The 13,795-nt window shown below is 37.7% G+C and carries 8 protein-coding genes and 1 pseudogene; 4 read left to right on the forward strand and 5 right to left on the reverse strand.

Translation table 11 applies throughout. The features are described from left to right. Positions 1-35: 35 nt before the first annotated feature. The 4 genes and pseudogenes from ACJJVZ_RS19955 (at position 36) to ACJJVZ_RS19970 (ending at position 8,535) form a co-directional block, all read left to right on the forward strand. On the forward strand, positions 36-5,741 hold the full coding sequence (locus tag ACJJVZ_RS19955) for an amino acid adenylation domain-containing protein (protein ID WP_405621733.1): 5,706 nt from the start codon (positions 36-38) through the stop codon (positions 5,739-5,741). Beyond that, on the forward strand, positions 5,741-7,594 hold the full coding sequence (locus ACJJVZ_RS19960) for a condensation domain-containing protein (RefSeq protein WP_405621736.1): 1,854 nt from the start codon (positions 5,741-5,743) through the stop codon (positions 7,592-7,594). The genes ACJJVZ_RS19955 and ACJJVZ_RS19960 overlap by 1 nt, the downstream gene beginning before the upstream one ends. 119 nt (positions 7,595-7,713) lie before the next feature. Further along, positions 7,714-7,941: pseudogene (locus ACJJVZ_RS19965) on the forward strand (LD-carboxypeptidase); the annotation flags it as partial. A gap of 33 nt (positions 7,942-7,974) precedes the next feature. Continuing rightward, entirely contained in the window at positions 7,975-8,535 is a 561-nt protein-coding gene (locus tag ACJJVZ_RS19970; protein ID WP_405596970.1) for a hypothetical protein, read from the forward strand. 129 nt (positions 8,536-8,664) lie between these two features. Here the strand turns inward: ACJJVZ_RS19970 and ACJJVZ_RS19975 are convergent, their stop codons facing one another. The 5 genes from ACJJVZ_RS19975 to fliF are packed head-to-tail and all read right to left on the reverse strand — an operon-like array spanning position 8,665 to position 13,790. After that, positions 8,665-9,081: a hypothetical protein gene (locus ACJJVZ_RS19975; RefSeq protein ID WP_405596973.1), complete on the reverse strand. Its 417-nt coding sequence runs from the start codon at positions 9,079-9,081 to the stop codon at positions 8,665-8,667. Next, positions 9,071-10,423 carry a FliI/YscN family ATPase gene (locus ACJJVZ_RS19980; RefSeq protein ID WP_138585935.1) on the reverse strand — a complete coding sequence of 451 codons (1,353 nt, stop codon included), beginning with the start codon at positions 10,421-10,423 and terminating at the stop codon, positions 9,071-9,073. The genes ACJJVZ_RS19975 and ACJJVZ_RS19980 overlap by 11 nt, the downstream gene beginning before the upstream one ends. Then, positions 10,416-11,048, reverse strand: a complete 633-nt coding sequence (locus ACJJVZ_RS19985; RefSeq protein WP_138585934.1) for a FliH/SctL family protein — start codon at positions 11,046-11,048, stop codon at positions 10,416-10,418. Before ACJJVZ_RS19985 ends, ACJJVZ_RS19980 begins: the two co-directional genes overlap by 8 nt. 2 nt (positions 11,049-11,050) lie before the next feature. Beyond that, complete coding sequence (locus ACJJVZ_RS19990) at positions 11,051-12,070, reverse strand: FliG C-terminal domain-containing protein (RefSeq protein ID WP_077538704.1); 1,020 nt, start codon at positions 12,068-12,070, stop codon at positions 11,051-11,053. After that, positions 12,051-13,790: a flagellar basal-body MS-ring/collar protein FliF gene (fliF, locus tag ACJJVZ_RS19995; RefSeq protein ID WP_405596978.1), complete on the reverse strand. Its 1,740-nt coding sequence runs from the start codon at positions 13,788-13,790 to the stop codon at positions 12,051-12,053. Before fliF ends, ACJJVZ_RS19990 begins: the two co-directional genes overlap by 20 nt. Positions 13,791-13,795 lie beyond the last annotated feature (5 nt).

Consider the following 13,795-nt stretch of genomic DNA (forward strand, 5'->3'; position numbering starts at 1 on the left):
AGTTGCTCGCTTCGTTAAAGCAGGCATTAGGAAGCGTGTTACCAGAATACATGATCCCAAGTCGCTTTATTTTACTATCACAGTGGCCGCAAACAGCCAACGGAAAAATTGACCGAAAAGCATTACCTGCTTTAGATGATATATTGGGTACTACAGTATATATCGCACCAAATGGTGAACAAGAAGAAGAACTTGTTGCAACTTGTGCTGAACTCTTAAATATTGACATTCAAGAGATCAGTATAACAGCAAACTTTTTTGAATTGGGTGGCCATTCATTGATGATTATGGAGTTAGTCAGTCGCCTGAAAAAGCGTGGGTTTATTACTTCTGTTCAGGCACTGTTTGAGGCGAAAGTACTCAAGAATATGGCTGAAAGCCTTGTGCGAAAGGATAATGTTAAAGATGAGGCCTTATTACCAGAAAATTTGATTCCATATAAATGTCAGTACCTGACACCAGAAATGATTAATTTGGCTTCTGTTTCTCAACATGATCTGAATGCAATAAGTGCTGCTGTTCCTGGAGGAACACAAAATATTCAAGATATTTATCCTCTAGCACCGTTACAGGAAAGTATTTTTTTGATCCATTGTGCAACAGAGGGAACAGATCCCTATGTAACAATGATTACGCTGGAATTTGCTACGAAAGTTGCAATTGATAAATTTGTGGCGCGTTTTAATAAAGTAATTAAGCGTCATGATATATTGAGAACGCTTGTCAGCTGGCGTGGTCGGTCAGAACCACTGCAGGTTGTGCTACGTGATGTAACATTGACACCAAACTGGTTACCATTTTCAGGTCAAAAAAATATAAAAGAATTACTCAATCAATATATTGAGCAGGGCGAGCATAGATTGGATCTTGAGCAGGCACCTCTATTACAGCTAGAGTTGGCATATGATACACAGGTGGATAAGTATTTTGCTGTGTTAAAAGAGCATCATCTGTTGTTGGATCATATTTCTGTTGAGATGATAATGCATGAGCTTGCATTAGAAGATCATGAACATGATCAACTACCAACTGCACTACCTTATCGTAACTTTATTGCTCAGACTTTATTACGTACTGAAAAGTTAGATATTGATACATTTTTTACTAATAAGTTAGGCGATATAAATATCCCATGCCAACCGTTTGGGCTGTCTAATACCACGGGTAATGGTATACAGTCTAATGAATTAGATGTTGAATTGTCGGTTACACAATCACAACAAATTAGAGCTTTGATGAAACAGCAAGGATCTAGTCCAGCAGCTTTTTTTCACTTAGCTTGGGCGATGGTAATTGCTGCCTGTAGCCAAACTAAAGATGTGGTTTTTGGTACTGTTTTATCTGGACGTATGAGTGGTTTACAAGATATTGAACGTATGATGGGAATGATGATCAATACGTTACCGTTGAGGATAAATTTAGCTGAACATGATGCTTCAGCACTGATCCAAAAAATCAATCTAGAGTTACTAGAATTGATACCATTTGAGCAAGTTTCTTTAACACAGGCCCAGGCTTGTAGCGGTGTTCCGGGACAAACTCCATTATTTAGTGCTATTTTCAACTATCGGCACTCTAAGTTAGGAAAGGCTCCGTCTTCGGGTGAGACACAAGCGATTGAGGCTATAGAAAAAACAAACTATCCGTTTAATCTTTGTGTTGACGACTGGGGACAACTATTTTCATGTAACTTGCAAATTGACAATGAAATCGCGATAGAGTCAGTTGCAGGTTATGTTACTACGGCTATTGATCGCTTATTGAATGCGCTAAGTAATAACACTGGGGAGCCTGTTGCTGGCTTATCTGTATTGCCGAACCAGGAGCAACAACAATTATTGGCGCCAACCTTAAATGATTATGTTAAGAATGATAAGTTATTATGTATACATGAATTATTTGAATTACAAGCTGCAAAACACCCGGATAATATCGCTATTGTATTTGATAATAAAACGATAAGTTATAAGACGCTAAATGAACAGGCAAATCAATTGGCGCATCACTTGCTAGAAAATTTTAATATTGAACCTGATGCTTTAATTGGCTTGTGCGTAAATCGTAGTCCTAATATGATTGTAGGAATTTTGGCTATTCTCAAAGCTGGCGGCGCTTATGTACCGCTAGATCCGAACTACCCACAAGAGCGACTTAACTTCATTTGTGAAGATGCATCATTAGGTTTGGTATTAACAGAAGGGGCACTAAGTGAATCATTAGTGTTAGGAGTAACCCAAACTCTAAATCTTGAGAGTGCTAAATTACAAGCTAAGCTTGCAACTCATTCAATCCGTAATTTAGATAATAAATTATTGGCACTGACTACCAGTAATTTGGCTTATGTTATCTACACTTCGGGTTCAACAGGTAAACCAAAAGGAGTGCTACAAACTCACAAAAATGTTAGTCGACTATTTGATGTTACGCAACCTGACTTTAATTTTACAGCTCAGGATTGTTGGTGTTTATTTCATTCCTTTGCTTTTGATTTCAGTGTTTGGGAGATTTGGGGTGCATTTTTTTATGGTGGTAAGCTGATTGTGCCTACCTTTGATGAGGTGAAAGATACTAATCTATTTGTCTCATTGTGTCGTAAAGAAGGTTTGACCGTTCTTAATCAAACACCGAGTTCTTTTAAGCAATTAATAGAATACTTAGCTTTCAATAAACAATCACTATCAGCGTTACGCACTATTGTATTTGGTGGCGAAGGCTTAGTCGACAACCACCTGACATTATGGTGGCAGAATTTTTCAGATCATCCAGCCAAACTTATTAATATGTATGGTATTACCGAAACAACAGTGCATGTGACTTACAAGCAAATATTGCAAGACAGTGATATTAGTATTGGTAAGCCATTACGAGATCAACAAATATTATTGCTGGACGGTGCAATGAACTTAGTGCCGAATGGATGTGTGGGGGAAATTTATGTTGCTGGTGCTGGGCTGGCACGAGGCTACCTTAATCGCGAAATACTCTCTGCGGAAAAGTTTATCCCTAACCCGTATTACAGTAAAGAGTGTGCTTGGCTTGGTGATAGGCTTTATCGAACAGGTGATTTAGCAAAATATGACACAATGGGTGAATTACACTATTTTGGCCGCCAAGATGATCAGGTTAAGATCCGCGGGCATAGAATTGAGCTGGGTGAAGTTGAAAATCGCATTACTCAGCTAGAACAAGTGGACTCAGCACTGGTATTAGCATTACCTGATGCTCAAGGAAGTTTACAATTAGTCGCCTATATAAAAGTAATACCAATGCTAATCGATACCGATTGGCAAACAGAACTAAAACTTATTTTAAATAAGCAATTGTTAGCTTATATGATACCAAAAGTGATCGTACCGGTAGTAAAATGGCCGTTAACTAATAATGGCAAGGTAGATAAAAAGGGATTACCTGAGATAGAAACTGGTCTATTTCAAGCTGATTATGAAGCGCCAACAACGACAACTGAATTGAAGTTGACAGAGATTTGGAGCCAATTACTCCATGTTGCTTCTGATAAAATTGGTATCGACGTGAACTTTTTTGAGTTGGGAGGTCATTCTCTATTACTAATGAAGTTATTAGCTGAAATTAGTGAAAAGTTGAATAGTGAATTGACTGTAAAAGACATTTTTTCTGCTGCTACCGTTAAGTTACAAGCAGAGAAAATTGATATCAAAATGGGGGGGGTAACTCGCCCAGCAATGGCACCTTTAACACATCAAAGAGGAGCTTTATTAACATTATCTTATGCACAACAAAGGTTATGGTTTATCGATCAACTCAATGGTGGTAGCCCTGAATATAATATGCCTGTTGTGTTTGATGTTGTAGGTAATCTTGATTTAGACAGTGTTGAAGCAGCACTTAATCGATTGATTGAGCGTCACGAAGTATTAAGAACAGTTTATCTGAGCCAAAATGAAGGACCTAAACAACAAATTCTCGACGATTTTAATTTTAATTTAACTTTACATGATTTAAGTGAATTAGATGAGAATAGCAAGCAACATAGACTTACTAATATACTTAAAGAAGATGGGTTATTAACATTTAAATTGGATTCTGATTTGATGCTTAGAGCATGTTATGTACTGCTCAACTATGCACAAGATAGTACTGAACAAAAGGGCGTATTGATGTTTAATGTGCATCATATTGCTTCTGATGGATGGTCTATTGAATTAATGTCTAATGAGTTTATAAAGCTATATCAGTCGCTAACTATGGGGATTGTAGAGCCTTTAAACCCTTTAACACTGCAATATAGTGATTATGCTGCATGGCAAAGAGATTGGCTCAGTGGAGAGTTACTTGAAGAACAGCTTGACTACTGGCGTAAAAAATTAACCGAAGTGCCCGCTGTTCATGGCCTAAAACTTGATAAACTCAGACCTGAAGAAAAGCAGTTTAGCGCAGAATTTTGGCGTAGTAGTTTACTTGGAGAGGTTAGCGTAAAAATACGTGAATTGGCTGAATCGGCAAGTGTGACACCATTTATGTTAGTTCACAGCGCACTTGCTTATGTGCTGTCAAAGCATAGTAATAGCCATGATATTGTGATCGGTACACCTGTCGCAAATCGTTCGCAAAGTGAAGTAGCTCCGTTAGTTGGTTATTTTGCTAATACTCTGGTACTAAGAGTTAATACCGAACATGATGGTATTGATGATTACTTGGAGCATGTTAAGGCAGTCCATATTGATGCTCAATCGAACCAAGATGTACCTTTTGAACAACTTGTCGATGTACTGAGAACTTCTCGCACAACAGCATATAGTCCGATATTTCAGATTATGTTAACTATTAACTCTGACTTTTCGATTGCAAATAAACAACAAGTCGTAACTCCTAACTTGAGTTTTACGACGAGATTACCAGAAACGACAACGACGAAATTTGATCTGGAAATTAACATTGAGCTAGATGACTCTGAGTTTCATGTAAATTGGACTTATGATCGTGAGCTGTTTAATCAAGCACATATAAAAGTGATTGCACAACATTTAGAATCGGTACTACAATATCTTGCTGAACTTTCACCACAACACTTATCAGACAGTTTGAGCTCTTTACCTATATTGTCTGAACAGGAGCGCAAACAACAACTAGACAGTTGGAATGACACAAAGGTGGAGTACCCAAAAGAATTATGTATTCATGAATTATTTGAAGCGCAGGCAGCAGCTAACCCGACGGATACAGCATTACACTTTGGTGAGCAGACACTCAGTTATGGAGAACTTAATGCCAAAGCAAATCAGTTAGCACATTACTTACGAGATAACCATCATGTTGGGCCAGAGAGTCTGGTAGGTTTGTGTGTTGAGCGTTCGTTAGAAATGGTGATAGGCATTTGGGGTATTTTAAAGGCCGGTGGTGCCTATGTGCCGTTAGATCCTGCACTGCCATCAGCCCGTCTTCAGTATTTAGTTAATGATGATGTAGCGCCGCAAGGTGAAACTGAGCTCATATTAACAGAGGTTTGGGCCCATGTATTGAAACTGCCAAGTGATAAAATTAGTCGCAATGCTAACTTTTTTGAACTCGGAGGTCATTCATTATTGGTCATCAAAGTAATGAAAGCTATTGAGTTACAGTTTGTTGTCCCGATAAATATTAAGCATTTATTTAAATACAGTTCTGTTGAAGAGCTAGCAGGACAAATTGACTTGCTGATAGCAAAGCAGGATCTAAAAATAAAATTAGAACAATCAGATAATGTAGAAAGGATAGTGTTTTAATGAAAGCGGAACAAATAATAAATCAGCTACAAGATAAGTTAATTCTGGTGAGTGCTACAAACGGTTCTCTTGTAGTTGAAGCTGAGAATGGCGCTGTTACAACCGAAATAGCGCAATTGATCAGAGATAACAAAGAACAATTACTTGCCTACTTGAGCGATAATAAAGATCAACCTCAGCGTCAGGCTGTATCGCCTCGAGTTGCTAACTATCAAAATATAGCACCGTTATCTTTTTCTCAGCGTCGTTTATGGTTTATTGATCAGCTACGAAAAGGTTCCGCAGAATATAATATGCCTGCGATACTTGATGTAACTGGACCGCTCGATTTGAACTTAGTTGAATGTGTGTGTCATGAAATCATACGCCGTCATGAGATATTACGTACGGTCATTATTGAAGGTGAATTAGAACCACAACAGTATATTAAAGATGATTTTAATTTTAATTTACGTCGCTTAGATCTCAGCTCTGCTAATAATGTAATTATGCAGAATAGGCTTGATGCACTTATTGATGAAGAGTTAAGCACACCTTTTAATTTATCTGAAGATTTAATGATCCGTGTTAGCTATGTATTGTTAGAGCAAAGCGATATTGGGCTGCAGCGTGGCGTGTTGTTGTTTAATATGCATCATATCGCTTCGGATGGTTGGTCGATTGAACTACTGAGCCAAGAGTTTATGCTCCTATATCAAGCATTCAATGAGCAATCACCAAGTCCGCTTGTTGATCTTAGTCTTCAGTACGCCGATTATGCTGTTTGGCAAAAAGAATGGTTACAAGAAAGCTTATTGGAAGAGCAAATTAATTACTGGCAGCAACAGCTTACAGATGCGCCTGTAGTACATAATTTACCGTTACGAAAACCTAGACCTAGCGAGAAACAAAGCATAGGAGATTTTGTTTCTTGCCGCTTACCTAGTAAGTTAAGCGAAAGAATAACCTCAACAGCTCAGCAAAATAAATTGTCTCCCTTTATGTTCTTACATGCTGTTTTTGCATGGGTTTTTTCACAACACAGTAATAGCAATGATATTGTTATCGGTACGCCCGTTGCGAATAGATTACAACCAGAATTAGAACCATTGATCGGTTTTTTTGTTAATAATTTAGTATTGCGCACTAATACTAAGCATAGAACTTTAGGCGACTACCTTACTCATATAAGAACGGTACATAGTGATGCACAAGCAAACCAAGACGTACCGTTTGAACAATTAGTTGAGTGCTTAAATGTAGAACGAAATTTATCACACGATCCGTTATTTCAGATCATGCTCTCAATGAATAGTGATTTTGGAGTTGCGGAACAGCAAGGTTTAAAACTAGCAGGACTGTCATTTAAAAAATATGACCGTGAAATGATTGCTTTAAAGTTCGATCTTGATATTGATATTACATATATTGATTCAGAAATCGAACTGAGATGGACCTATGATACATCTATCTTTGACGGAGAATACATTGAAACGTTGAATCGCCATTTTTATAATGCTGTACTTGAATTTGTTCGTTATGCGTCTGTACCCGAAACTAAATTGAAACAGTTAAAATTTATGGCTGAAGAGGATAAATTAGCACTACTTTCTCGGTTATGTGGTCCAGTAAAATTGCTAAGCGATCAAAGCTTGATTCATAACGTTCTAGAAAAACAATCGGTTAAATATAGTACTAATATAGCCTTAGTAGATGATACTTCTAGCATGAGTTACAGAGCATTGAATGAACGCGCCAATCAACTAGCACATTATTTGCGTGTACAACATCATGTTGGACCGGATACGTTAGTTGGATTATGCGTTGAACGCTCACTTGAAATGATGGTTGGGGTGCGAACATCATCACATTGAGATAATGCTTTTTCAACAGCTTGAACTTTAAATTCTTGTGTAAATCGACGTCTCATTTTATCTGCCTCTATTAAAAGTTAGAAGCGACAACTATCCTGACACAGGGGGATTGTGAGTCTATAGATGATTTTTCATCTTCATCTATAGAAGAAAGAATTGAAGACTTACATGAAGCATTTTTAGATAAAAAAGTAAAAGCTATCTTTACTGTCATTGGGGGCGATAATGTAAATCAATTACTAAAGTATATTGACTATAATATTGTTAAAAGAAATCCAAAAATTATATGTGGATACTCTGATACTACAGCTTTATCAAATGCATTATTCCACAAAACAGGGCTAGTAACGTACTCTGGGCCTGCATATTCAACTTTGGGGATGCTTAAGGGGATTGATTTCTCAATAAATTATATTAAAAAGTGTTTATTCTCAAGTGATCCTTATGAAGTTATAAACTCCGAGCAATGGAGTGATGATGCATGGTATATAGATCAGGAAAAAAGAAACTTTTATAAAGACAATGGCATAGAAGTCTTAAATCATGGTAAGGCAGAAGGAAAAATAGTTGGAGGCAACCTTTGTACTTTAAATTTGCTTCAAGGAACTGAGTTTATGCCTGACTTAACAAATTCTGTATTGTTTCTCGAAGATGACGAGTTAACATCTCCTTCAAATTTTGACAGAGATCTGCAATCGTTAATTCATCAAAAAAATTTCGATAGGGTTAAAGGCATTGTCATTGGAAAATTTCAATTAAAGTCAGAAGTATCAGAGACCTTGCTTAGAAAAATTATACAATCCAAACAAGAGTTAGCGTCAATTCCAGTGCTTTACAATTTAAACTTTGGACATACAACACCCCATATTTGCTTTCCTATTGGTGGATTTGTGAAAATAGATACGAAAAGTCGTAAGCAAATAATAATAGAAAAACATTAGATATAAAAACTCTAGGAGTTAGCTAAGTTTTTAATAAGTTAGTTCGTTGCAGGTTGGATTGAGCCCTGTTAACTGAACAGGGCAATTCACGTTAATACTTATTCAATTAAAGGTGTTAATTTGGTAGGTTTATTTATAAAGCTTGCGAACATATGCTTGGCTTATCATTTCGTCTAAGTTTTTTTCTTCTTGTTTGTTAGCATAATCTTGTTTGGTTAATACACGGTTACTAACAATACCTTCAATGCCTTTAGTAAAGCTCATTTGCTTTAAGCAAGCTTGCTGCTGCCTTTTCTCATCTTGTTGAGAGTCTTTAAATCTTTCTATTTGCTGATTTGATAGCCCACTTAAAATGCTTTTCATTCCTGATAAGTTTTGCAAACTTAACGCAGATCTCATTTGGCTACTTTTATCCATACTATCAATATGCAATTGTAATTGGGCTAAACGCTGTTGCTCTTCTAAACTTTTTAGCTGTAACTGGGCTTGTTTAGCTAACATAACATCTAATTTATTTTTTTGAATTACTAAAAACTTATTTAACATTCAACTTACCCATAACGTCATTTAACTGCTTTGCCGATTGCGCAAAGTCGAACTTTTCATTCAGGCCTTGGCATAAAAACGATTCAATTTCAGGATACAATGCAACCGCACTATCAAGCTCTGGATCTTTACCTGCCTGGTAAGCCCCTAGTGGAATTAGTTCGTGCACTTGCATATATCGACTGTATAATTTTTTTAATTTATAGCAGTAGTCAAGTTGTTCTGGTGTAACAATATTAGGCATTACACGGCTAATAGACGCTCCAATATTTATTGCAGGGTAATGCCCTTTTTCAGCAAGCGTTCGATCAAGCACTATATGGCCGTCGAGAATTGCGCGGGCATTATCAGCGATAGGATCTTGTTGATCATCCCCTTCTGCAAGCACGGTATAAATAGCCGTCATTGATCCTTTGCTTTTTTCGCTATTACCAGAGCTTTCAACAAGTTGTGTAAGCTTGCTAAATACCGAAGGTGGATAACCTTTTGACGCGGGTAACTCACCGACTGATAAACCAATTTCACGTTGAGCCTGCGCATACCGGGTTAAAGAATCCATTAACAGCAGAACATTTAAATTTTGATCTCTAAAAAAGGCGGCAAGTCGATGGCTTAGTTCTGCGGCTTTAATACGCAACAATGGCGAATCGTCAGCTGGGGAGGCAATAACAATCGCTTTTTTTAAGCCTTCTTTACCTAAACTTTGTTCAATAAATTCTTTAACTTCCCAACCACGCTCACCAACTAAACTAACAATAACAACATCTGCTGATGTATAACGTGTCATCATACCTAAAAGCTTACTTTTACCAACGCCGGAGCCCGCAAATAAACCTAAACGCTGACCTTTTCCAACACTAAACAAGCTGTTTATTGCTCTTATGCCAACATCTAAAGGCTCGGTTACCCCCTTACGCTCTAAGGGCGTTAGTGAGTAATCTTTTGGTAATTTTGATAAATTAACAGTATCGTCTTTATCTAAATCGCCTAAGTTATCAATTGGCTGCATTTGAGCATCGACCACTCGGCCAAGTAGCTTTTCAGAAATTGCGACTGTAGATACCTTAGCAGCGGGGCGAACTCGCCCACCGGAGCATAAGTTTTGTGCCTTTTTTAAAGGCATCAAATAGGCTTCAGCTTGATTAAAGCCGATAACTTCTACGTCATACCAAACCCCATCCACACTCTCAACTTGGTACTTTTCGCCAATAGCAAACTGGCCGCCAGTAGCGGTTAATGTCAAACCATTAACTCTAATAAGACGGCCGTAACTTTTAATTAAAGGAGGTGGAGAAAGTGAATCTAAAGCTGACTGAAGTCGAGTATGTAAATCGCTATTCATCGCTGTCATTTCTTAGTATTTGGGGAGTAATTTCATCAAGTAATTCCTGCAAACGCTGAGAAAAAGAAAAGCTATGTGTTTGTTGTTCAGCAATTAATTCAACATCACCTGAAATAAGTTCATCATCAAAATTAACGGGGATAGCAAAGTTACTTAAAATATCAGAATCTAACCATTTTTTATCTTCAGAAGAGAAAACAATTTTTGTTACAACGTCTCTATCAGAAAGTAATTCAATTGCTTTTTCGATCAATTGTGTTCTTATTTCGGGCCTTGCTTTGAGTTCACCATCAATAACAAATTCAGCTAATTTGGTTATAATTAAGGTAATGTCACTCTTTAAATCAGTAGAAAGAGTAGATAACTCATTATTCGTTTTTTCAAAAATTACATTGAAATGGTCAATTAAATGTTGTTTTTCAGATTCCAACCGTGCATTTAATAGCGTTTCAACTCGTGAGTCTATTTCTTGCTCCAAAGCAATTTGCTTATCAATTGCTCCTTGCTCAAGCCCTTTTTCATAACCACTTTGCCAACCAATGCGCTGAGCAGCATCAAGACGCTCTTGGAGTGTTTGATGCTGCTCTACTTTATTGAGCGTTGGAAACCGAAATACTTGGCTCATAATTATCCCGCTGTTTCTTCTTGATACAAGCGGTATTCTATTTCGCCTCGTTTGGTCATATCTCTCACAATAGACATTATTTCTTTTCTAGCGGCTTTAACTTTACTAACAGGCTGCGAAGTTAAACCGTCAATTTGTTGTTGATATACTTGAGCGAGTCTTTTTGGTAAAGCGCCAAGTACACGGTCAACCAAGTCTCTATCAGCTCCTTTTAAAGACATTGTCCATAACTCATCAGGAATATCATTTAACAATTGAGTGAGTGTTTCATCCGTTTGTTTAGCTAAGCCATCAAAGTCGTACATTTTTTCTTGTATTTCATCGGCAACATTACTGTTTTGTTTTTTCATCATCTCGATAATTTGACTCTTATTACCGTTATAACGATTAATTATTTCAACAGCCTTATCAACACCGTTTACTTGAGCGCCAACTTGACGACCCACAAACTCGATACATGCCTCTAATGTTAATCGAACATCATCTATCACATGTTCACTGACTTCTCGCAAACTTGCGATTCTGTAAAGTAAATCGTCATGTTTCGATTCAGGAAATAATGCAATGATCGCTGATGCTTGCTCTGGCGGAAGAAACGCTAAAAACAAAGCTTGCATCTGTACATGCTCTTGTTCAAGAAAGCGAACAATTAACTCAGGTGGGATCCATTCTAAACGGCGTAAATCATCGTTCATTGCACCGCCGTAAATATCATCAAGCATCGTTTTAGCGAGTTTACGACCAACAGCTTTGTCTAATGCGCGCTCTAAATAAACTCTAGATGCGCCATTAACGCCACTTTCATTTCTATAGCAATCAAAAAATTCGCTCAACGTAGAAGCCACATCTTTTTGAGTCACATTAGAAATTTTAGCCATTTTCTCTGAAATAACTTGAACTTCACGACGCCCTAGCTTACGAATAACACTCGCGGCATTTTCTTCACCCATACTTAGCAGTAAAATAGCAGCTCTATCTAATGCTGGTAATGGTGTTACTTTCTCAAGCTTTTCTTGATTCAATTTCAACCCCTTGTTCTACCCAGTATTTAATAACCGATGTTACTCGCTCAGTCTCTCTGCTCGCTAAAAGCTGCATATGCGCAATTTGCTCTTCAAAATCGTTACCTATTTGAGGCAATGAAATAGATGAAGGGTCTGAATTTTTATCTTTAGAACCCATGCCATCAGCTTTTGCATTAGCACTAATAGCATCATCAAGCGGAGTAATATGTCTATCTCTCACATCGTGATTAGATTTTGCTGTGTTTGAATCTTGCGTTGTAGCTAACAACTCAGAATTACTCTTTCCTTTGATTAAATGATTAACCAACGGACGTACACCAAATAAAATAAGTAAAATACTGATCAATGTGCCAAAAATATAACGCGCATATTCTCTAAGTTCTGGCATTTGCCACCATTCGAGGCCCTCACCAGGTGCGAGTACTTTTTCTTGTACAAAGGCAAAGCTAGTAATATTAAATTGATCGCCTCGAACATCGTTGTAACCAGTTGCTTTTTTAACCATTTCACCTAAAGATGCAAGGCGATCATCGGTCCAACCTTCATCTGAAAGTGACGCACCTTCATTAATAAGTACAGACAAACTCATTGATTTAATTCGCCCAACTTCAAATTGAGTGTGTGTAACAGAACGCCCATTTTCAAACTGTCTGTTACTTTCACTTCGCTCTGAGGTGCGCTCATTATTTTCATCACCACCTTGTTCATTTGGTACAGGCGGTTCATTTGCAAGTGATCCAGGGATACCCGCAGCAAGTTGATCTAATGTGGTATCTGATTTAACAAACTCTTGCGTTAAAACATTTTGCGGGTCGACAAGTTCTTTCGTTTCTTCTACAACGCTAAAATCAACATCGGTAGATACTTGAATCCTAAAGTTACCTTCACCTAATATCGGCAATAACATGATTGAAGCTCTTTGTTCAATATTGCGCTCAACCTTGCCTACAAACGCTAATTTTTTATCCGTCTCTTTACCTACCGGCGTGTTATCAAATAAATCACCGCTTAATAATTTACCGCGCTGATCCACTACTGAAACTGACTTAGGATTTAAACCCGGCACGCTACCTATCGTTAATGCAATGATTGCTTCAACTTGCTCTGGTTTTAATTCGTGCCCTGGCGCTAAATCAACCATCACCGATGCTGCGGTTTTTTGCTCTGTGCGACCAACAAAAAGGCTCCGTTTTGGCACAGCCAAGTGCACTCGCGCATTTCGAATACCTTGCATATTAATAATAGTGCGTGCTAACTCACCCTCTAAGGCATGTTGATACTGCATAGATTCAATAAATTGGCTCGTACCCATTGATACTTTATCGCTGATACTTTCCATGCCCTCTGGCATCGACGCTTTAATACCACGTGCTGCTAGGGTGATTCTTGCATCAGCTAATTTTTCTTGTGGTACTAAAATATTTCCGCTATCGGTATCAATACGAAATGTAATTTGCTCTTTATCTAAAATCTCAAGAATATTCGCTTTATCGTAACTTTCTTGATTTCCGTAAAGGGGCACATAATTTTTAGCTGAAGTCCATAAAATCAGTACAATTGTTGCCGCCACCAATGTCGCTAAAAGCGCAATAGTTGCAACGCTTCTGTCACTGCCACCGCTAAAATTCAGTTTGTGAGAGAAATTAACAACTTTTTCTTTTAATTTCATATCGTTGCTACTTGGCTCTGGCACTTTAGTTAATTCACCTTTCATCATCAACC

The organism is Pseudoalteromonas sp. Ld19, from assembly GCF_045064135.1.
GTDB lineage: Bacteria > Pseudomonadota > Gammaproteobacteria > Enterobacterales > Alteromonadaceae > Pseudoalteromonas > Pseudoalteromonas aliena.